The following is a 21,383-nucleotide window of genomic DNA, read 5'->3' as shown; positions in this document are numbered from 1 at the left end:
TAAAGACGACTGAAAAAGGATTTTAGTCAGTTTTAACTGACTAGGGTTATTATACTGGGAATAAATTCCCAGGCGGGGTAGGAGGCTAATGAAAGATGGTGAAAGATATCAATGTAACAGTTAGTTTACGGTTGACTAGTTTAATCCTGAAAAAATAATCTCATTATGTTAAACTATAAACATCCCGAAAGTAATAAAAATACGCTCATAATTACTCAAGTGATGATTCAACCATCATCCTGGGTAGATTCAGGAATCGAAATCAGCAAAGTTAGAAATTTGAATTTATTTAAATTTAGCTCAGAATTACAATCTCGGTTAGATGAGCTTTCTGAGAAGAATAAAGCAGGAATGTTAAACTCAAAAGAAGAGGCTGAATTAACAGGAATATTAGAACTGGATAGGATTTTTACTTTGCTGAACGCGAAAATAATTGCTGAGTAATGACTTTGATTTTCATTTATAAGGAAATAGTTAAAATGCTGGCAAGTTACATTGATAAAGCAATGGAATTAGCAGTTTATGAAATTATTGAAGACGATGGTAGTTATTGGGGCGAAATTCCATGTTTACAGGGAGTATGGGCAAATTATAAAACATTAGAAGGTTGTCGTCGTGAATTAAGAGAAGCATTAAGTGATTGGTTAGCTTTGCGTTTACGTTTAGGGTTAGACATTCCTGTAATTGAGGATATTAACTTAAATCAAATTACACAGTTTGTATAAAATGCCTAGACTAACTCCTGTTTCTCAAAATTATTTGATCAAGCGTTTGCGTGAGTTAGGTTTTGAAGGTCCCTATGCTGGTGGGAGACATCCACAAATGCGACGGGGGGACGTAACTGTAATTATTCCTAATCCGCATGAAGGTGATATTAGTGTGGGTTTGTTATCAAGGTTGCTACGACAGGCTGGAGTTTCTAGAGAAGAATGGTTAGGAGGATAGAATAATGTTTTCAATAATATTAACAAAAATCACCGACTTCTTAATTTGATTTTTGGTAAATAATGATAATTTATCAAAGAAGTCGGGGATCTAAAGGCAGGTTTATCGATGTGCAAATATTGGGAAGATTTGATAAAGTAACCAGCCTAAAAATATTTATGTTTATTTTGGCATATTTAGGTATAATTTGGGTAGATGTGTTGAATTAATTTGAGGTTAATACAGCAATGACACAAGAATTAATAGACCTCAGAAATAGCATTTTAGAACAGCGTTATGCAGATGCTTTAGCTATTGTAGATGAATTAGAGGGGATGAGTAAAAAGGCAATTTTACGGCAAATTAAGTCTTTTCTAAAAGTGCTGCTGATACATTTAATTAAAAATAAAATAGAGAAGAGGTTAACAAATTCTTGGGCTGCATCTATTAGAAATGCCGTTTTAGAAATTCAAGATGTTAATCTCAAAGAAAATAAGAAATCATATTACATTAATTTAGATGAATGGAATGATTATCTTGAACATGAAATAGATATAGCTATTCGCGATGCAAGCGTGGAAGTTTTGGATGGTGTTTACAGCCCTTTTCAACTCGCCGAAATGGTAGATAAAGAACAGATAATTCATCAAGCAAAATTTATATTGAAATTGATCTATGATTATTCCGTGAAGGAATTACCCGCTGTAATTGATGATTATTTAACTCAGTTACCCGGTGGTGAAAATTGGAAGTTAGGGAAAAGGTAAAGTTTATATTTGGCTTTGCTTACATTCATCAAGACTTACCAAATCCTCCACCTCCAGGAGTTTCTATCACAAAAACATCCCCAGTTTGCATCTCTACTGTAGCCGTACTATCTAAATACTCCTCAGTTCCATTTCGACGTTTTATCCAATTCCTTCCGACTTTTCCCCCTTCTCCACCATTCAATCCAAAGGGATGAATTAAACGATGGTTAGAAAGAATATTAGCTGTCATCGGTTCTAGAAATTTAATGCGACGAATTACCCCATTCCCCCCAGAATATTCTCCTTTACCACCACTATCAGCACGCAGACAAAAACTTTCTATTTGTACAGGATAACGGGTTTCTAAAATTTCAGGATCAGTCAAACGGGAGTTAGTCATATGTGTATGAACTCCATCAGTACCATCAAAATTAATCCCCGCCCCAGAACCACCGCAAATAGTTTCATAATATTGATATTTTTCATTCCCAAAAGTGAAATTATTCATCGTTCCTTGAGAAGCAGCCATCACACCCAAAGCACCATATAAAGCATCAACAATAGTTTGCGAAGTTTCTACATTACCAGCTACTACTGCTGCGGGATAAATTGGGTTTAACATACAGCCTTCAGGAATAATAATTTCTAAAGGTTTAAGACATCCAGCATTGAGAGGAATATTATCATCAACTAGAGTACGAAAAACATATAAAACTGCGGCTTGAGTTACTGCTTTGGGAGCATTAAAATTACTATTTAGTTGCCAAGATGTGCCAGTAAAATCAATTACAGCACTTCGATTTATTCTGTTAATAGTGACTTTTACTTGGATTTTGGCATGATTATCCATTTCATAAATAAATGCACCATCTTTGAGAACATCTATCGCTTTTCTAACTGCTTCTTCTGCATTGTCTTGGACAAATTTCATGTAAGCTTTGACTGTCTCTAGTCCGTATTGCAAAACCATTTTATTTAGTTCTATAACTCCTCTTTCATTGGCAGCAATTTGTGCCTTAAAGTCTGCTATATTTTGGTTAGGGTTACGGGCAGGATAAATATGATTTAAGAGTAATTGCTTTGTTTCTATTTCTCGAAAATTTCCCTGTTCAACTAAGAGAAAATTATCAAAAAGAATTCCTTCTTCTTCAACGGTGGTACTGTGAGGAGGCATAGAACCAGGAGTAATTCCACCAATATCAGATTGATGTCCACGAGAAGCAACATAGAAAATAATTTGTTTTTCGTTTGTGTCAAAAACAGGAGTAATTGCTGTTACGTCAGGAAGATGTGTTCCGCCATTATAGGGATTATTGGATAAATAAACATTACCTGCTTTTATAGTGTCACCTTTATCATTAATTAAGCTGCGGACACTTTCGCTCATTGAGCCTAAATGTACAGGAATATGGGGGGCATTAGCAACTAGTAATCCTGAAGCATCAAAAATAGCACAGGAGAAATCTAGCCTTTCTTTAATATTCACTGATGCTGCGGTATTTTGCAGAACAATCCCCATTTGTTCGGCGTTAAATTGAAAGAGGTTTTTGAATATTTCTAAACGTACTGGATCTGGTTGAGATGTGGTAGACATCTTTTTTACATAAATTAATTACCTTCAAATTAAACTGTAGGTTGGGTTGAGGAGCAAAAACCAACCTATATTTTTGGTTAAATGGTATCTGGATCAATATTTAATTCCCGCAATTTTGCTGCTAAACGTTCTGCTCTTTGAGCTTCTTGTTCTGCTCTTTGAGTTTCTTTTTCTGCGGTTTCTTCAGGTGTAGGTACTAAATTTCCTTCTGGTGTGAAATAACGTAATAAACCTTGATAAATTCCCAAGGATAAGCCTAATTGTTCACTCCATAAATATCCTTTTTCGTTTGCTTTTACAGGTTGATACTTTCCATTTATTAACTGAAAACCTGCAAATTCTAATGTATAGGGATCAAACCAAAAATATTCAGGTGTGCGGAAAGTATCTTGATAAAGTTCTTTTTTTGATTCTCTATCAATCTTAGCTGTTGTTGGTGAAAGAATTTCGACAATTACATGAGGATATTTACCATTTTCTTCCCAAACTACCCAACTTTTACGAGTTTTTCTTTCAGTTCCTAAGACTACAAAAAAATCAGGCCCCCGGAAATTTTCTGTTTTTTTCTGATGCGGACTATAATAAATACTCAGATTACCCGCAGCATAAAAATCAGTTCTATCTTTCCATAACCATTCTAAACATTTGAAAAGTAAAATTATTTGTCGTAGATGTAGTTCTGTTTCCACGGTCGGTTCATCACTATATAAATCACTGGGAGGAAAAATTACATCTGGAGAGATGTTTTCTTCCGATGCTATTTCTTGAGTAATCATCATAATATGATACCAAGTAGTTATTTTTTTATTCTAACATTAATTACTGTAATTAATAAATTGATAGAGAATTTTGAATATTTATAAACTAATTGGATCGGCAGCATCCCAATTTTGCAAAAATATACGCAACTAACCCAAAAAACCTGTTTTACCTCTTACCTATGCCTTCGGCACGCTACGCGAACGCGCTCTTCGCGTCTTCGCGGTTCGTTTATTTTATGCTTTGTATTCAGTTGGAAGCTCAGATAAAAAATAAACTTACACATTTGGGATGCTCCCATTGGATCTGCTTAAGATATGGTGTACATTTTAATTTTGAATCTTCTATTTTGAGTATAACTAAAATGGTAGGTTGGATTGAAGAATTTATCCCGTAGGCATAACCCAACATTTTCGAGGGAAATATTGTTGGGTTTCGCTGTCGCTTAACCCAACCTACAATTAAAAAAGACGTTCTAAAATTAAATGATTGCGTTCAGTTAATGTGGCTTCCCAGTTCGCTTCAACTACAATTGTGCTGATTTTTTCGACAATAATTGCGGGTTGACTAATTCTATCTCCTGGTTGTAAATCTTCCCGTCGATAAATAGGAGCATCATACCATTGATTAGCAGTAAACATCTTCACTTTTTCAACTGATTTAGGTGCTACATTTTGAGGACGGTTACGAGTAATTAAGGGTTCTTCAGGAGTATCCATCCTTTGAATTACTTCTACTGATGCAGATTCGACAATTAAGGTTTTCTGTGATTGAATAAAACCATAACGAGATTTATGTTCGGTTTCAAATTCTTTTCGCATCAATGCCACATCATCGGCAAAATTAATATTTAATGTAGAATTAGTTCCGTCATATTTTAAATTAACTTTTTGAACTATTTCTTCTTTATTACTAGTTTCATCTGAGTTAATTGTACTTCTGGCTTGAATTTCTAAAGAGTTCATTAACTGCTGTAAATGCGGGATTAATAATTGACTTAAAGGCTGTTCTACTCCCGCTTCTTTAATTGCTCGGACATCAGCTAAACCCATTCCATAAGCAGAAAGAACTCCTGCATAAGGGTGAAGAAATATCTTTTTTATTCCTAATGTATCGGCAATTAAACAAGCAACTTGTCCACCTGCACCACCAAAACAACAAAGTACATATTCGGTGACATCATAACCTCTTTGTAAACTGATTTTTTTAATTGCATTTGCCATATTTTCTACAGCAATAGCAATAAATCCTGCGGCTACTTGTTCGGGTGTAGAATTGTTACCTGTGACGGCTGTAATATCTTGGGATAATTTTATAAATAGCTTTTTGACGATATCTTGATCTAAAGGTAAATTGCCTGTATTTCCAAACACAGAAGGAAAATATTGGGGATGAATTTTACCTAACATGACATTAGCATCTGTCACGGTTAATTGTCCCCCACGTCGGTAACAAGCAGGACCAGGATTGGAACCAGCAGATTGGGGACCAACACGATAACTAGAACCATCAAAAAAGAGAATTGAACCCCCACCAGCAGCAATGGTATTAATTGCTAATACGGGAACTCGCATTCTTGCACCAGCAATTTCGGAATCTAATTGGCGTTCATATTCTCCTTTAAAGTGGGCAACATCTGTACTTGTTCCGCCCATATCAAAGGTAATTACTAACTCAAAACCTGCTCTTTTACTGGTTTGAACTGCACCAACAATACCACCTGCTGGACCACTTAAAATACTATCTTTTCCTTGAAATTGTTGTGCGTCTGTTAACCCTCCATCTGATTTCATAAACATTAATCTCACGTTGGGTAACTGACTGGCTACTTGATTAACATAGCGCCGTAAAATGGGAGTTAAATAAGCATCGACTACGGTTGTATCTCCTCGGCTAACTAATTTCATTAAAGGGCTAACTTGATGAGATATAGAAATTTGTGTAAAGCCGATTTCTTGAGCTATTTGTGCTATTTGTTTTTCGTGGTTGGGATAACGGTCGCTGTGCATGAAAACAATGGCACAACTACGAATTCCTGTGTGATAAGCCGCTTGTAAATCATTTTTAATTTGTTCAATATTTACGGCTATTAATTCATTGCCATGAGCATCATAGCGTTCATCTACCTCAATTACCTGTTCATAAAGCATGGAAGGTAAAACTATCTGCCGAGCAAAGATATTTGGACGATTTTGATAACCAATTCTTAAGGCATCTTTAAAGCCTTTAGTAATAGCTAAAACAACGCGATCACCTTTTCTTTCTAACAGTGCATTTGTTGCTACTGTTGTTCCCATTTTTACTACTTCTATTGCTTCATTAGGAATACTTTCTTGGTTAGAAATACCGATAATATCCCGAATGCCTTGAATCGCTGCATCTTGAGATTGTTCAGGATTTTCTGACAGTAATTTATAGACTATTATCCATTGTTGGTTAGGTAGAGGAACAATTAAAAACCGTTCTGGATGTTTTGAGAGTCGGTCTATAATAGTTTGATTATTAGTAATAGCAACAATATCTGTGAATGTGCCACCTCTGTCAGCAAATATTTTTAACATTATTCAATTTCCTTAATGGTATAGAAATAGAATAATAACAATATTTAGTATAAGGGGTACACCGAAACATACCCCTATCATCAAAACTAATTAAGAAAGGTCTTTCAACTCAGCGGTACGAACGGAAAGCTGTTGTGTTTGATTTCCTCGTTGTATTTTTACCTGCAAAACTTCACCCAATTGACTATCTTCCACCACGGCTTGTAACTGTTCTGCACTGGTAATGGCTTTATTATTAATCTGCACAATTGCATCTCCACGACGGATACCAGCAATTGCAGCAGGAGAATTGGGTACAACCCGCATTACTAAAACACCTTTAACTTCAGGAATCGCAAACATGGAATTGGGATCACGGTTATTTTGTTTTGCTAATTCCGGTGTTAATGTCACCATTTGTACACCTAAATAAGGGTGAACAACTTTTCCATCTCGTTCCAATTGAACTGCGATCGCTTTAGCCTTATCTATAGGAATCGCAAACCCAATCCCCATCGCATCTGCACGAATTGCGGTATTAATTCCAATCACTTCACCTTGACCATTTAACAACGGCCCCCCAGAGTTCCCAGGGTTAATTGCAGCGTCGGTTTGAATGAAATCTAAGCGTTTATCATTAATCCCGACTTGAGCGCTGGAACGTTTGAGAGTGCTGACAATCCCCAATGTTACCGTATTATCAAATCCTAAAGGATTCCCAACTGCGATCGCCCAATCTCCCACCTGGACATTCTCCGAAGAACCCAAAGGTGCAACAGGTAAATCATTTCCAGCATTAATCTTGACTACCGCCAAATCTGTCACTTCATCAATGCCTTGAACTTTACCTTCAAAAGTGCGACCATCTTTAAGACGAACTGTGACTTTATCAGCTTGATCAACTACGTGAGCATTGGTAAGAATTATCCCACTCTTGTCTAAAATAAAACCAGAACCTAGACCGCGTAATTGCTCAGTCGGTGACTGTTGAGGGTAACTATCACCAAAAAACCGCCGGAAAAATGGGTCTTCCATCAAAGGATCAACACGACGGGTAATAGTTTTTTCTGTATCAATCCTGACAACTGCTGAACCGACTCGATTCACTGCTGCTGTGACAAAACTACTACTACCAATAGCAGCAATAGAAGACTTTTGAGCGACTACAGAAGGAGCAGTTTCCGCTTCCGATGGTAACACTTGTAAGCAAGTAACTGTCAGCAGAACTCCTAAAAAAATTGCTACAACATGAGTAGTGAATTTTCGGATATACCGAAGTGGTTTGGAAATTTGCATAATCACAACCTAATCTAGAAGCCTAATTTTTGCTGTTTCGTGACAAAGCTACATACACTTATTTTTACAGCTTAGATAAAAATCCCCACACATTGCAGTTTTTACATTGTTACACCCTCTGATCAGGAATATAGAGCAAGTTATCTGTAATCAAGTTAATAGATCATAGAGTAACCAGGCTATTATGGAAATTTGCCCTTACCTGGTGCGGTTTTTCCACCAATCCAAAATCACTTTAGGTTAGGATCTTAACTAATACCAGAATTTCGATATCCTCATGAATGCTTCAAACCGATTAACTCAACCAGCAGAACATACACACACTCAAGATCACAACCACGAACACATAGATCATACTTCTATCCAGGCTGATTCCGTTCATCCTCACGTCCATAGTGAAGAGTCATTACGACGAATTGTTAACCGACTTTCACGTATAGAAGGACACATTCGCGGTGTTAAAACAATGGTGCAGCAAAATAGTCCTTGTCCTGATGTATTATTACAAATTGCTGCCGTCAGAGGGGCAATAGATAAAGTAGCACGTATTGTCTTAGATGAACATTTAACCGAATGTATTGCTAGAGCGGCCCAAGAAGGTAATATAGAGTCGGAAATTGAACAATTAAAAGCCGCTTTAGATAGATTTTTACCTTAATTTTTCCTACTGGCTAACACCAATTTTATGTAAGGTTGCACATAATTCTGAAATCCATTGATTTATCTGTCTTTATCCGCGTTTATCTGCGTGAATCGGCGTTCAATTATTCTATGTAGCTTCATATTAATCTGGTATAACGTTAAAAAATTTAGAGACTAGAATTTTCCAGGGTATCTATGACTCTGAATCAATATCAATTTCACTATTCTTTAAATCAGCACCCAAACAAACCAATAATTTTGTTTTTACATGGCTTCATGGGGAATATTAATGAATTTGATGAAGCTATAAAATTACTAGGTGAAGATTTTTCTTATCTGAACCTCGACTTACCTGGACATAGTAAAACTCAAATTTTGGGAGGAGATGAATATTATAAAATGCAACAAGTCGCCCAAGGGATAATCAACTTATTAGATAAATTAAAAATATCCCAATGCTTCTTAATTGGATATTCAATGGGAGGAAGATTAGCCTTATATTTAACGCTACACTTTCCCGAAAGATTTCTCAAAGTTGTGTTAGAATCAGCTTCCCCAGGTTTACCAACCGATTTAGAAAGATTAACCAGAATTAAAAAAGATTACCAAATAGCCAGTAAATTAAACCGAATTATTGATAAAACCGATTTTCAAAACTTTCTCAATAATTGGTACAATCAACCAATCTTTGGTAATATCAAAAATCATCCCCAATATCCACAAATGCTAGAAAGTAGGTTAGAAAATAATCCTCTAGAACTGGTAAAGTCACTGCAATTCATGGGTAATGGATATCAGCCTTCTCTCTGGGAAAAACTAAAAGAAAATAAAATTCCCTTGCTTTTGCTAGTTGGAGAGTATGATGAAAAATTTGTAAATATTAATACAGCTATGTCCCAGAGATGTGAATTTTCCCGGTTAAAAATAATTAATCAAGCTGGACATAATATTCATTTAGAAAACACATTAGACTTCGTCAAAAATATCAGATATTTTCTGATTTCATAACTCGACTAACTTGTAATTAGGTTTATTTTTTGAGCTTTTTTGGTGGACTGAGGGGAACTGGAGAAGGTGTGACATTTTCGGTTTCTGGAAGAGCCGCAGTTTTTAATTCTTCTGCCAATAATTTCTGATAAACTTGAGGTAAAAAGCGCGTGTTATCATTAGTTTCTATCCCATACCCTAAACTTGTCCAAGTAGGAGAAAGTCGCCGTAAAACTTCATTTAACTTTTGCTGACGTAGGAGTTGAGAAATATCAGTTCCCCAAACTCGTGAATCACTCAACCAGCGATAAACTACTATATCTTGATACTCCGGTTCAAAGCTATAGTTAGTCCAAAACATTAACTGCATGGGCGGATTTGGATGATATCGAGGAGCAATTTGATACCAAGTAGTATTAATGATTTGATATCTACCCGCAGCAGTGGAACAATTACCCGTATTCGGTCCTACCACAATGGTGACGCATATTTCTGGATGACGGCTAAGATCACTAACTTGCTGACCACCGTATAAGAGAGAATAGGGACGGTTGCTATTAGCCTCACTTGTGGATATAGTTCGCATTAAAGCACGAATATAAGGATCACCATCTTTCATCACCAAGGGAGGCTGCTTTTGGCTAAACAGGGGTTCAGAAGACGAATGTAAATCTCCCCCAATGTACCACTGCAATAAATACACAAAACCGAGCAGCGCCGCTAAAGGGCCAATCAGTTTTTCTACACCTTTGAGTTCAAAGCCTTTCAGAACCTAACTCCTCATAACAAACATTGATTTTGGATAAAAACTCAGCGAACCTCTGCGCTAACCTCAGCGTCCCTCTGCGTTTAATCAAAAAGACCTAACCTGTTCAAATAATTCCCTCCAGCTTTTCTGAGTCTCTCCCAGTCTAGCCACAATTTCCACAATTTTATTACGCGCAGCGGGTTCAAATAAGGACTCAACACAAACCTGAGCCACTTTTTGTCGAGGGATGCTACCATCGAATAATGTATCAGCACCCTGCATAACTATGACATCGGAGTTATCTTCATTTTTCAATCCTCCAGGTCGAACAATTGTATAGGTGAGTCCGCTTTTTTGGATATATTCCTCAGCTTGCTTTTTCCAAACTAAAATTAGCCAAAATAAATTCAACGGATGAAAAAACTGGGAAACACACAAAGAAGAAACCAAGACAAAATGCTGAATCTGCTTGGCTTTAGCAGCAGTGACTAAATTTTTTGTACCTTCAAAATCTACTTTATAGGGGGCTGTAGGGTCAAAACTGGGACTTGCACCTGTGGCGCAGATTACTACCGTGCTATCACCTAATCCAGCCGAAAGGCTTTCTGGTTGTAATACATCGCCGACAACTAATTCGACATCAGCAGATAGAATAGCCTTAGCTTTTTCTGGATCTCTCACTAAGGCGCGGACAGGAATATTTCTCGCAATTAGTTCTTGGACGATACGACGACCTGTTTCACCTGTTGCCCCTGCTACAAATACTTTCATAATTAGCGCTATCTTGGGAAACTAATATGTGCTTGTTCCGTTCTTTATTGTAGTGATTATATGGAGTTGATGACAGATTCTTGAGGTTTTCGTGAAATTTAGATTTTTGTGTGAAAAAACTCTCCCGAACTGGGAATCATTAATATAGACAAACTTCTATCTATACAAAAAACACACTTATGGTAGCAAACAACTGGGATTATCCATCTGTGGAAATAAATGAATCAGTTTTATCTGTGGAATCAAGCGTAACAATTGATGAAACTGCATTTAAAGAAGTTAATTTAAATATAAGCAGATTCCACAGCCATCATCAAGACTGCATGGAAATGTATGCTCCTGTGAGTAAGGTTGCTGAGTATCTTGATTCTCACTCTTCATGGTTCACACGCTGCGCTGAACCGATGAAAGTTCAACCTTTGGGAGACAATGGCTATGCGTTAGTAATTGGTCGATTTGGTTCTTTTGGTTATGAAGTAGAGCCGAAAATTGGTTTAGAATTGTTAGATCCAGAACAGGGTAATTACTGCATTCGGACTATTCCTATCCCTGATTACCAAGCTCCTGGCTATGATGTAGACTATAATGCGTCGCTGCAATTGGTAGAAAGTGCCGCTGAGATGACAAAGGTAGAATGGCAATTAGATTTGATGGTTGAGCTTTATTTTCCCAGATTTATTCAGCGCTTACCCCATTCTTTAATTCAGTCTACAGGCGATCGCTTACTTCATCAAATTGTCCGCCAAGTCTCCCGGCGTTTAACCCGCAAAGTCCAGGAAGATTTTCATCAGTCTCAGGGTATTCCTTTTCCTGTTAAGTCTCATAACAAGTGAGGACTAATTCTCTGTCGCTATTAATTAATTTAATTTTCTCTAACTATTTAGATTTATTTGTCGATGGTCAGTAGCACAATACAACTGACCACTGACACCTGACTATGCTTGAGTGAGAATTTTTTGGACGATTTCTACGCCAGATATAGCCTGCCAAATAAAAAGCCCTAAAATACCGAAATTAAGCAAAATATGAGTTACACGCGCCCAATTTGCTCCTTTTTGCATAAAGGGGGAGAGGGAGGCAGAAAATGCTATCAAACCTGTCATACTCAGACCGGCTAATAGGTGTGGACCAAAAAACAATTTACCGTTATTGATGTAGGTGACAGCCATGCCACCAATTGAACCTGCTACCATCAAAGCTAAAAGAATAGAGCCGATTTGGTAGTGCTTAATTGTATATTTGCCTTGAATGAGTTCTTTCTTTTCTTCGCCCTTAGCATTTCTGGTACGCTGTACTTGCAGACCCAAGTAGGCAGCATACAGTGAAAGTGCTAGTAGTATCCACATGATCACTGGGTGAAAGAAATTCAAACCATATTTTACTGCTGGAGAAAGTTCGAGGCTCATTGTGTTTGCTTCCAATTATTAAATCTTCATAAAACTTAGCATACCTTAGTTTAAGGCTGAGAACTCAGTACTTTGATCATAGGACTTACGCACACCTCATGGAAAAACTAACCACAGAGGCACAGAGTTCACAGAGAAAAGAGGCTTTGAGAGATATTTTGCATAAGTTCTGGATTAAATGGAATATCGGTGTTGCATAATTGCGGGATGATTTGAGAATCCGCATCAATATATAATCACCCCGTCCCCGCGTCTCCGCGTCAGCCCCTTATTCAGCAACGCCGGAATATCTTCTCTTCCTATTTCCCTCTTGCCAAAGTACTTAAACAATCTCAGACTAAATAGTGACGCTAAATTAAATAATATACGTTTAATCGGAATTTCCTTTATGACTGAAAACAAAGATAATCTCCTACTAAAAGCTGCCAAAAGTGGCGATATCAAGAGTCTATATGAGTTACTGGCTACTGGTGTTGAGGTAGATGTGTGCGATCGCCATGGTACGACTGCATTAATGTTTGCGGCGAATTTAGGTTATGCAGAAATAGTGCGATCGCTTCTAGATTTTGGCGCTAATCTCAACTTACCCAGAAAAACCTATGGGTTGACGGCGTTAATGTTGGCAGCTAGTAGCAATCAACTCGATATTGTTAAGCTGTTAATATCCAGAGGTGCAGATGTAAATGCTATTAATGAAGATGGTAGCACCGCTTTAATGGCAGCAGCAGTCAAAGGTCATCTCGATGTGGTGCAAATCTTATTGGCTGCGGGTGCTAAGGCAAATATTACCGATAAAGATAATGATACTGCTTTAAAACTAGCAATCAAGCACAACTGGACAGAAGTTGTCAAAGCCATATCACAAAATAGCTCCGTTGTCAATATCCCAGATGCAGAAGGTGAGACACCTTTAATGACAGCGGTAGATTTGGGATATTTAGAAATTGTGCAAACACTCTTGTTAAACGGGGCTGATGCTAATTTAAAAAATCATGATGGTGGTACTGCACTGTTAGCTGCTGCTGCCATAGGCAACAGTAATATTGTTGCAGCTTTGTTAGATGGAGGTGCAAAAATTAATCACCAAGATAAAGAAGGTGAAACAGCCCTGCATTGTGCTGTTGTCGAAGGCTACCTTGATGTAGTGCAAATATTACTCCAACGAGGTGCAGATGTCCAAATTAGAAATCATCTTGGTGATACACCCCTACTTGTAGGCGCATTCCAGGGACACAGCGAAATAGTTGCAGCTTTGTTGCATTCTGGGGCTGATATGGATAAAAAAAACTTTGGTGAAGTTGCCCTCACATTAGCAGTATCTCAAGGACACACCGAAACAGTAAAAACCCTACTTGACTATGGTGCTAATATCAATGCTGTGGCAGATGACGGTAAAACGGCTGTAGTCAAAGCCATAGCCAGCAACCATCCAGAAGTCTTCAAACTGCTGTTAGCAACAGGGGCAGATGTGAATTTTCAAGATTCATCTGGGGCAACAGCTTTAATGTGGGCAGCCGCAGAAGGTTATAGTCAAGCTGTGCAGATGTTACTTGCATCTGGGGCGGATGTGAATTTAAGAAATAAAGGTGGTTATACAGCTTTAATGATTGCCGAATTTAATAACTATCAGGGAATTGTGCGGATTTTAAGACTAGCTGGGGCGCAAGAGTAATAAAACTTCTAGGTGAAACTCAGACAGCAAAACTCCGCCGTAACTGTTGAGAGTTTGTAACGACGGAGAAAGAAGAAAGTGAAACATCAAGATGAAATGCTTACGCTACAAGGGTAGAAAAAAAGTAAATATGAAGACTTAATTTACCTTTTACCTTTGCTTTGTTTCTCCCTCGATGTTTCCTACTGTGCTAGATGTACTGAATATATCGGTTTTTATGTTTAGCGAAAGTATTAAACTTATCATTTTTGATGTATCAAAATTCACATTTATGAAAAATCAATGATTCTTTGGTGTGATTTTACGGTTATTTATCAGGTCTTTGCGAGATTATATAGAAAAGATTAAATTTAATATCACACGATTAAATAAGTAAATTATGCAAGTAGATTTGTCATTGATACAAGTTTTATGGATAGGTATTGGTTGTCAAAAAGGGATTTCATCGCTGTTAATTAACACTGCAATTGAGAATATTTTTCGAGAAAATCAACTTAGCCAATGTGAGATTTCAGGTATTGCTACTATTGAATCTAAAGCTGCTGAAATTGGTTTAAAAGACTTTTGTCGGGTGTATAATTTGCCTCTAAAAACTTTCTCAGCAGAAAAGCTGGCTAGTGTTTGTGTTCCTAACCCTAGTAAATTTGTTAAAGAAAGAATGGGAACGCTGAGTGTCGCTGAAGCATCTGCTATTCTTGCTGCTGGTGAAATTACTTCTATAGGTGTGGGGTTATTAATTCCTAAGCAAATTTTTCGCTTACCAGGGGAAGTGGGAACAGTGACAATAGCTATTGCCTGCCCAAACTGTAATTTAGAAACGTGGATTTATTATACTAAAAACGGTTAATATCTCGACTTTATGAGGATAACAAAATTCAAAGCGAAAACTTCAATAAAAACTCTGCGTCACTTTGCGTTTACCTCAGCGAACCTCTGCGTTTAAAATTGCTTCCTTCAATCAACGACTCGCAGAAAATAGTTAATGATGCTAGAAACAACTGCCAGCACAATTGAACCAAAAAAAGCTGGGACAAAACCCTGAATTATAAAATGAGAACCTGGAGTTAAAGAACTTGCCAACCAAAGAGTTAAAGCATTGATTACAAATGTAAATAATCCAAAGGTAATTAAGGTGATGGGAAATGCTAACAAACTTAAAACTGGGCGAATAATGGCATTTACCAAACCAATGACAATAGCAGCAACTAAGGCAGCTACAAAAGTTTTGATAATGAATCCAGGAACAATTTTAGCTGTAATTAATAAGGCGATCGCAGTACCAAGCCAAGTTAATAAAAAGTGTTTCATATCAATTGATAATATTTGCGGATTAGTCTAACGTTGTTGGGGTAATCGGCGTAAAAAAGCCTCCCAAGTAGCACCACCAACTATTCCATCCGGTTGTAACCCATACCGGATTTGAGCAGCTTTTACAGCCGCTTCGGTTGTGGCACCAAAGTCTCCATCTATACTACCTTTCAAAAAGCCCAGATTTTGGAGTAGTTTTTGTAACTTTATCACTTCTGAACCACGATTACCTAAACGCAAAATTGCCCACCCTTCTGAGGTGTATTGAATACTAGGATTTTGCTGATTTCGCGGAGTGGGCTGAAAATTTGGATTAGGCTGATTACGGACAGTTGGTCTTGGTGGAGATGTGTTGTTGATTCTGGGGCTTCCAGTGGTTTGGGTAGGAACGGTTAAACTATTTACTGCGGTGGGTTGCGGTGGAGAAGAAGAAATAGTGGCAGCAACCGGCGAGACATTGGGGAAAAGTTTTTGCCAAGTCATAGCATCGGTAATACCATCTGCATTTAAGCCAGCTGCTTGTTTAAATTGAGAAACAGCCCTAGCTGTGCCTTCTTGATAAATACCATCGACTACCCCTGTATAAAAACCCAGTAGTTTCAGGGCGGCTTGAAGTTCGGAAACACGTTCACCTTGGCTACCAATTTTCAGGGTAGGGCGGTTGATGTTACCGACTGCGTTGACTTGGGCAATTTTGACTGGTGCTGCTATTGATACCATGACTGAGGAGCCAATTAGCACAGGTGTGGCAATGAATAAAAGTAAGTAATACAACATAAAATTGGGTGGAAATCTTCTGATAACTTATCTTACCTTGGTGTGATACCAAAGGCGGGCGATGCGATCGCTCTATTACCGCTTTGTATGAGTCAAGCTGTTAAATATTAACTGATTGAATTGCTTCTTCTTGACCAACTAAAGATAAATATGGTTCCTGTAAATACCGATTAGCGGCTGTCATTGCTAATTTAGGAGTGACTTTATTAATCAGTTTTGGGAATTCTTGGTCAAATTCAATTCCTAAGCCTAAAATTTCGTACCAGCCATATATTTGAGCAATTTGACCGTTAGTTTGTTTACCCAGGGCATACTGACCAAGAATTTTATTTTTAGCTGTTTGTAGTTCTTCGTCCGATAGTTCAGCACTACATAATCGTTCTACTTCCTGGCGTAGTCCTTGGAGAGCGATATTAGTATTTTCTGGGGCTGTACCCATATAAACCACAAATGAGGCGGGAAAGAGCCGTGTAGAGTAAATGGCAGAGACTTCGTAAGCTAAACCTCTTTTTTCTCGTAATTCTACAAACAAGCGGCTGGAAAGACCATTGCCGAGGTAGGTAGATAATAATTTAAGTGCTGCATATCCTGGAGCGCTCACCGATGGACCCATATAACCCAGCATGACGATTGATTGCTGAGTATTTAAGGGTTTAAGACATAACTGGGGTTTGACGGGAATTGCTGGTAAATCTAGTATATGACGTGGTTCAGATGGAGAAATCCAGTCCCCAAAAACTTTTGCGACTAAATCTAGTGCTGCTGAGGGTGTAATACGTCCAGCAATACTAATGACTACGTTATCTGGACGAAAATGAGTTTGGTGAAACTGGATTAAGTCTGCACCAGTGATGCTGCTAATAGTTTTTTCAGTACCTAAAACGGACATTGAGTATGGATGTTCTTGGTACATTGCTTGTCGCATTTGCTCAAAAGCCACACTAAAGGGCTGCTCTTTTTGGGAGCGAATATCTTGTACTGCTAATCGCTTTTCTAGTTCTACTTGGGTTTCGGGAAATGTAGGCGATCGCAATAACAACCCCGATAATGTTAAAATTTCTGCAAAGTCGGCAGTTACTGTTTTTAAAGACAGCACAAAATAATCAGTTCCTGCGTCTGTGCTTAAACTTGCACCTACCGACTCGACTTTTTCGGCAATTTCTAAGCTAGATAAACCATCACAGCCTTTTGTCATTACAGCTGATAGTAAATGTGCTAACCCAGCTTGCTCTCGATTTTCATAACAACTACCAGCACGCACAAAAACTCGTCCCGCTATAATATCGGCAGCTTGATTTTCTGCCACTAAGACAACAATGCCATTGGCTAATGTGGTGCGATGGATAGTGGAATTAGAATTATCTATAGTTGGCATTATTTATTTAGAGATTATTGGTAATTAGTGATTGGTGATTAGTGCTAATTTTTAACTAACAACTAATATGGCTTCAGAATTGTCACTGCATAATTCTGGGGGGAAATATACTGCTGCGCCAATTTTTGCAGTTCTTGAGCGTTAAATGATTGAATTTTCTGGGGGTAGGTAACAGCTAATTCTGCTTGGGAGATAGTATTGTAGTAGCCATAAAGACTGGAAAGTTGATTTGGTGTTTCCGTAGAAAAGGCATACTCATTACAGAGTATTCTTCGGATACGATTCAGCTCTGTTTCGCTAATAGCTGTAGTTTGTAAGTTATGCAAATGATGGCAGATTAAATACTCTACTCGTTCTAAATATTCTGGTTCTAACCAGGCGGTAATTGTCAATAAACTCGATTCTTGTTGTAAAGAAAAGTCACTACAAATTGCCTGTACCAGTTGCTTTTCTTCTCGTAAATCATGGACTAAGCGCGAAGTTCTTCCTTCTGCTAGTAACACGGAAAGGAAATCTAAACCATGTGCGTCCCGAAGTTGTTCTACTCCTGGTGCTGTCCATGCCATCATTAACCTAGCTTGCTCTAGTCTTGGTAAAATCAATTCTTGACGGCGTATCCCTGTAATTGCTGGTGCTACTATTTTCTCAGATCGGGGACAATTAGAGCGATCGCTAAAATTGGCAAATGATTGATTGACAATTTCCCAAGCTGGTTCTTGAGCAATTCCTCCCACAATTACTACTGTCATATTTTCAGGTTGGTAGTGGGAACGATGAAAACAACGCATTGCTTCTGGTGAATGCTGCATCAATTCTTGCTCTGTACCCAACACAGAACGTCCATAAGCGTGATTTTGATAGACGTTTTTGAGTAGCGATTCAAATCCTATTGCATCAGGATCATCAGCGCAAGCGCGAATTTCTTCTAACACTACATCTCGTTCACGGATAAATTCATCATCGCTAATTGCGGCCTTGAGCAACAGTTCCCCTAAGTTGGGTAAGGTATCTGCTAGATAAGAGGCAGCAGTGGTGAGAGAGTAATGGGCATAATCATGACTCGTAGCTGCATTACTCACACCACCCATTTTTTCAATGTTATAATCGAATTCCCCTGGTGATAATATTGCTGTACCTTTAAAAATCATGTGTTCTAAAAAGTGTGCCATTCCAAACCAATGCTCTGGTTCCAAAGTGGCTCCAGCACGAACCCAAACATCAGCTGCCACTACAGGGGTAGTGGATATCTCCTGATGAATAAATGTTAAACCGTTGTCTAGGTGAAAAACCGAAGCTGGGAACACTGTTTTAGCTGAGTATTTTGTCAATTTTTTTGTAGCTGTAACCCAAATTTAACCCAATTTTGTTATTATAACTCCAAATGCTGGTTAAAGTAAGGGAGAATTTATACATATTTTCATTTTTATGAACTGAAGTTACCCAATCAGTCATTTAATGGAAGTTCACTGGTTGATGTGATTTGTAGTGAAAAATTTCACACATCTGCACGGTGCTATTTATATTAATTTATATTAAAATATATTAATTTATATTTACCTCATAGTTATTGGGAAGTCGTCTTTTTCTAGCTCTTTCTTCCCTGATTTCTCTACTACAGTAAAAATTGAAAACTCCCAAGTTGTTTAGACCTGAGAGTTAAAAATTTTAAGTTCACCGCGACGCCGTTTTGCCTAAGTTTATGACCTGGTTAAACCAGGTGGGAACGGGTGTTGCTCGTTTAAAGTTTCCAGGTACAAGCCTGGTATACTGCCACAAGAACCATTTGGCTCCCAGTTTCTTAAAGACATAGATCAAAAAACTTGTGGGCAGTCACCAACGTCGTAGTGTAACTAACTCATTATAGCCTTCAAAAATAGTTTGTGTGTGGAATAAGCAAATTTTTAGGAAAATTTTTCTCAAGGGTACCAGATAGATTCTATTTTGTCTATGATATCGAGCGCTGTATGTTGGTTTTGTTGCTGTAATAAGACTGTAATATGTCCGAGTTTACGTCCTGGACGAGATTCTGTTTTTCCGTACCAGTGTAAGTGAGAGTGGGGAATCTTTGCTAGATGTTGGCGCTGATTTTGATAGCTACTGTGTGAGTTTTCATACCCCAAAAGGTTTACCATAACTGCGCTGCTACAGTTTAACTGGGTATCTTCTAAAGGCAAACCACAAACTGCTCTCAGGTGTTGCTCAAATTGAGAAGTTTCACAAGCATCTAAGGAAAAATGCCCAGAATTGTGGGTACGTGGTGCAATTTCATTTACTAAAATTTTACCATTGGCGGTGATAAATAACTCAATGCCAAAAACTCCCACAGCTTGGAGACTATTTAATAGTGTATGTGCGATCGCTTGAATTTCTGCCGCTTGTTGGGGTGTAATATCTGCTGGAGCAATTACTCTTCGACATACCTGTTGTTCTTGTTGAGTTTCCACAACTGGGTAAGTGATAATTTCCCCATTTACAGAACGCGCCGCAATTATAGCTAATTCTTTGGCAAAAGGGACAAATTCTTCTACTAATAACTGTGTACTATTTTGATTTACTACTGTTAACAAATTAGCTACATCATGAACTACAAAAGTTCCCTGTCCATCATAACCATGTCGTCTAGCTTTGAGAACAATAGGAAAATCCCAATTTTCTATTTTAGTTTGAATATCTTCTGGATTTTCCAAAGCGAAAAACTGCGGAACTGGTAATCCTAAATCCTGTAAATAGCAACGTTGATGATATTTATCTAATAGAGGAGATAAAGCTGCTAATCTGGGACGAAAGCACACACCTTGTTTCTCTAATAAATATAAAGCATCTAAATTGACAAACTCGTTTTCAAAAGTAATAATATTGCATTTTGAAGCTAAAATTTCCGTTGCTGCTGCATCATCAACTGCGGCAAAAACCGTTTTTTGAGCAATAGATACAGCAGGATCATCTTGATTAGGAGTTTGTACTATTAATTCTACTCCTAGCTTCTTGGCTGCATCTCCCATCATCCAAGCGAGTTGTCCACCACCAATTATACCAAGTTTTATCGACATCCTAACGACTCACGAGTTTCTACACCAGTTTGGGAATTTATTCCACTGGCTTCTGCACATAGCTCTTTAATTTGCGCTCTATCTAAAATAGCATCCGTAAAATCTGCACCTGTGATGTTAACATCAGTAAAGACGGAACGGAGCAAAAGCGCTTCTAACAAAATTGCATCACTGAGATCAGCACCATTCAATTTTACTTCATTAATCATTGCATTAGTTAAATTTGCTCCATGTAAATTTGCTTTTGTCATGACTGAAGCACTCAAAACTGCTCCCCGCAAGTCAGCACCTGTAAAATTAGTCATCTCTAAGTTAGCGTTAGAAAACTCCGCAGCTTGCAAACTTTGTCCCGAAAAATCTTGTCTTCCTAACTCTGCATTGCTAAATGATAGGGGGTGACTCCAGTCGGCTAGTGCTGGAAATGTCACACACCATATAATCACTCCTAAAAGTAATGCTAACCCTTGTCGCCAATACATATTTAATAGCCAAGTTAGTGTTTAACCCATTTTGAGCATACCTTATTTTGTGAATTAGCTGGTTGCTTTTGGTGAAAACTTTGTAAGAAATCACTGATTTCATCTGCAAAACAGTTACAAAAGAAGGGAACAGGGAACTCTTAACAGGGAACAGATAAGAAACTAAAGTTTAAGAGTTTAAAGCTCAGTCAAAAAAAGGATGTTTTTACAAGGAGAGTGACACGAAAAAAACAGTGTCATTATTTCAATCTCATGTTTTTAAACATGAGTTTTTCCTGTTAAGAGTTGCTTCCTGTTCTCTCTGAA

General features: G+C 37.9%; 22 protein-coding genes and 1 other RNA gene. 9 read left to right on the top strand and 14 right to left on the bottom strand.

Features of this window, described 5'->3' with window-relative positions; all coding sequences use genetic code 11:
• Nucleotides 1-165: 165 nt before the first annotated feature.
• The 4 genes from ANA7108_RS0108930 (at nucleotide 166) to ANA7108_RS0108915 (ending at nucleotide 1,691) form a co-directional block, all read left to right on the top strand.
• A complete protein-coding gene (locus ANA7108_RS0108930; RefSeq protein WP_016950437.1) occupies nucleotides 166-444 on the top strand; it encodes a hypothetical protein in 279 nt (92 codons plus the stop codon).
• A 35-nt stretch (nucleotides 445-479) separates the two neighbouring features.
• Nucleotides 480-725: a type II toxin-antitoxin system HicB family antitoxin gene (locus tag ANA7108_RS0108925; protein ID WP_026104068.1), complete on the top strand. Its 246-nt coding sequence runs from the start codon at nucleotides 480-482 to the stop codon at nucleotides 723-725.
• 1 nt (nucleotide 726) lies between these two features.
• On the top strand, nucleotides 727-945 hold the full coding sequence (locus ANA7108_RS0108920) for a type II toxin-antitoxin system HicA family toxin (protein ID WP_016950435.1): 219 nt from the start codon (nucleotides 727-729) through the stop codon (nucleotides 943-945).
• Nucleotides 946-1,172: 227 nt separating this feature from the next.
• Nucleotides 1,173-1,691, top strand: coding sequence for a DUF29 family protein (locus ANA7108_RS0108915; RefSeq protein WP_016950434.1), 519 nt, complete (start codon nucleotides 1,173-1,175; stop codon nucleotides 1,689-1,691).
• Nucleotides 1,692-1,719: 28 nt separating this feature from the next.
• Here the strand turns inward: ANA7108_RS0108915 and ANA7108_RS0108910 are convergent, their stop codons facing one another.
• The 4 genes from ANA7108_RS0108910 to ANA7108_RS0108895 form a co-directional block, all read right to left on the bottom strand.
• Nucleotides 1,720-3,267, bottom strand: coding sequence for a hydantoinase B/oxoprolinase family protein (locus ANA7108_RS0108910; protein WP_016950433.1), 1,548 nt, complete (start codon nucleotides 3,265-3,267; stop codon nucleotides 1,720-1,722).
• A gap of 77 nt (nucleotides 3,268-3,344) precedes the next feature.
• The gene (locus ANA7108_RS0108905; RefSeq protein WP_016950432.1) at nucleotides 3,345-4,046 is read right to left on the bottom strand and encodes a Uma2 family endonuclease; all 702 of its coding nucleotides are present in this window, start codon (nucleotides 4,044-4,046) and stop codon (nucleotides 3,345-3,347) included.
• A 441-nt stretch (nucleotides 4,047-4,487) separates the two neighbouring features.
• Nucleotides 4,488-6,587 carry a hydantoinase/oxoprolinase family protein gene (locus ANA7108_RS0108900; RefSeq protein WP_016950431.1) on the bottom strand — a complete coding sequence of 700 codons (2,100 nt, stop codon included), beginning with the start codon at nucleotides 6,585-6,587 and terminating at the stop codon, nucleotides 4,488-4,490.
• A 90-nt stretch (nucleotides 6,588-6,677) separates the two neighbouring features.
• Complete coding sequence (locus ANA7108_RS0108895) at nucleotides 6,678-7,862, bottom strand: HhoA/HhoB/HtrA family serine endopeptidase (RefSeq protein WP_016950430.1); 1,185 nt, start codon at nucleotides 7,860-7,862, stop codon at nucleotides 6,678-6,680.
• Between the two features lie 277 nt (nucleotides 7,863-8,139).
• Here ANA7108_RS0108895 and ANA7108_RS0108890 point away from each other — a divergent pair, with 277 nt between their 5' ends.
• Both ANA7108_RS0108890 and menH read left to right on the top strand, forming a co-directional pair.
• On the top strand, nucleotides 8,140-8,520 hold the full coding sequence (locus ANA7108_RS0108890) for a metal-sensitive transcriptional regulator (RefSeq protein ID WP_016950429.1): 381 nt from the start codon (nucleotides 8,140-8,142) through the stop codon (nucleotides 8,518-8,520).
• 179 nt (nucleotides 8,521-8,699) lie between these two features.
• Nucleotides 8,700-9,512: a 2-succinyl-6-hydroxy-2,4-cyclohexadiene-1-carboxylate synthase gene (gene menH, locus ANA7108_RS0108885; RefSeq protein ID WP_016950428.1), complete on the top strand. Its 813-nt coding sequence runs from the start codon at nucleotides 8,700-8,702 to the stop codon at nucleotides 9,510-9,512.
• 22 nt (nucleotides 9,513-9,534) lie between these two features.
• On the opposite strand, the gene ANA7108_RS27105 is transcribed toward menH, so the two are convergent.
• Entirely contained in the window at nucleotides 9,535-10,194 is a 660-nt protein-coding gene (locus tag ANA7108_RS27105; protein ID WP_016950427.1) for a glycoside hydrolase family protein, read from the bottom strand.
• A gap of 150 nt (nucleotides 10,195-10,344) precedes the next feature.
• Nucleotides 10,345-11,010, bottom strand: coding sequence for an SDR family oxidoreductase (locus ANA7108_RS0108875; RefSeq protein ID WP_016950426.1), 666 nt, complete (start codon nucleotides 11,008-11,010; stop codon nucleotides 10,345-10,347).
• A 179-nt stretch (nucleotides 11,011-11,189) separates the two neighbouring features.
• Here ANA7108_RS0108875 and ANA7108_RS0108870 point away from each other — a divergent pair, with 179 nt between their 5' ends.
• Nucleotides 11,190-11,843 carry a DUF1997 domain-containing protein gene (locus tag ANA7108_RS0108870; protein WP_016950425.1) on the top strand — a complete coding sequence of 218 codons (654 nt, stop codon included), beginning with the start codon at nucleotides 11,190-11,192 and terminating at the stop codon, nucleotides 11,841-11,843.
• A 102-nt stretch (nucleotides 11,844-11,945) separates the two neighbouring features.
• On the opposite strand, the gene ANA7108_RS0108865 is transcribed toward ANA7108_RS0108870, so the two are convergent.
• The gene (locus tag ANA7108_RS0108865) at nucleotides 11,946-12,416 is read right to left on the bottom strand and encodes a DUF4079 domain-containing protein (RefSeq protein WP_016950424.1); all 471 of its coding nucleotides are present in this window, start codon (nucleotides 12,414-12,416) and stop codon (nucleotides 11,946-11,948) included.
• A gap of 388 nt (nucleotides 12,417-12,804) precedes the next feature.
• Between ANA7108_RS0108865 and ANA7108_RS0108860 the strand changes: the two genes are divergently transcribed.
• Together ANA7108_RS0108860 and ANA7108_RS0108855 are read left to right on the top strand one after the other, a co-directional pair.
• A complete protein-coding gene (locus ANA7108_RS0108860) occupies nucleotides 12,805-14,088 on the top strand; it encodes an ankyrin repeat domain-containing protein (RefSeq protein WP_016950423.1) in 1,284 nt (427 codons plus the stop codon).
• Nucleotides 14,089-14,467: 379 nt separating this feature from the next.
• Nucleotides 14,468-14,935 carry a cobalamin biosynthesis protein gene (locus ANA7108_RS0108855; protein ID WP_016950422.1) on the top strand — a complete coding sequence of 156 codons (468 nt, stop codon included), beginning with the start codon at nucleotides 14,468-14,470 and terminating at the stop codon, nucleotides 14,933-14,935.
• A gap of 107 nt (nucleotides 14,936-15,042) precedes the next feature.
• Here ANA7108_RS0108855 and ANA7108_RS0108850 read toward each other — a convergent pair whose 3' ends face one another.
• The 7 genes from ANA7108_RS0108850 to ANA7108_RS0108825 form a co-directional block, all read right to left on the bottom strand.
• Nucleotides 15,043-15,396 (bottom strand): phage holin family protein, encoded by a 354-nt coding sequence (locus ANA7108_RS0108850; RefSeq protein WP_016950421.1) that lies wholly within the window; start codon nucleotides 15,394-15,396, stop codon nucleotides 15,043-15,045.
• A gap of 27 nt (nucleotides 15,397-15,423) precedes the next feature.
• Entirely contained in the window at nucleotides 15,424-16,173 is a 750-nt protein-coding gene (locus ANA7108_RS0108845; protein WP_016950420.1) for a peptidoglycan-binding protein, read from the bottom strand.
• A gap of 100 nt (nucleotides 16,174-16,273) precedes the next feature.
• Complete coding sequence (locus tag ANA7108_RS0108840) at nucleotides 16,274-17,548, bottom strand: pitrilysin family protein (RefSeq protein WP_016950419.1); 1,275 nt, start codon at nucleotides 17,546-17,548, stop codon at nucleotides 16,274-16,276.
• 62 nt (nucleotides 17,549-17,610) lie between these two features.
• Nucleotides 17,611-18,852, bottom strand: a complete 1,242-nt coding sequence (locus tag ANA7108_RS0108835; RefSeq protein WP_016950418.1) for a pitrilysin family protein — start codon at nucleotides 18,850-18,852, stop codon at nucleotides 17,611-17,613.
• Nucleotides 18,853-19,215: 363 nt separating this feature from the next.
• Nucleotides 19,216-19,399, bottom strand: a non-coding RNA gene (ssrS, locus tag ANA7108_RS28700) — 6S RNA.
• A 65-nt stretch (nucleotides 19,400-19,464) separates the two neighbouring features.
• Nucleotides 19,465-20,598 (bottom strand): 5-(carboxyamino)imidazole ribonucleotide synthase, encoded by a 1,134-nt coding sequence (locus ANA7108_RS0108830; RefSeq protein WP_016950417.1) that lies wholly within the window; start codon nucleotides 20,596-20,598, stop codon nucleotides 19,465-19,467.
• Entirely contained in the window at nucleotides 20,589-21,077 is a 489-nt protein-coding gene (locus tag ANA7108_RS0108825; protein ID WP_016950416.1) for a pentapeptide repeat-containing protein, read from the bottom strand. The genes ANA7108_RS0108830 and ANA7108_RS0108825 overlap by 10 nt, the downstream gene beginning before the upstream one ends.
• Nucleotides 21,078-21,383: the final 306 nt, after the last annotated feature.

It is taken from the genome of Anabaena sp. PCC 7108, assembly GCF_000332135.1.
GTDB lineage: Bacteria > Cyanobacteriota > Cyanobacteriia > Cyanobacteriales > Nostocaceae > Anabaena.
Note: the sequence above shows the minus strand (reverse complement) of the source record. Positions and strands in the feature narration are given on the sequence as shown.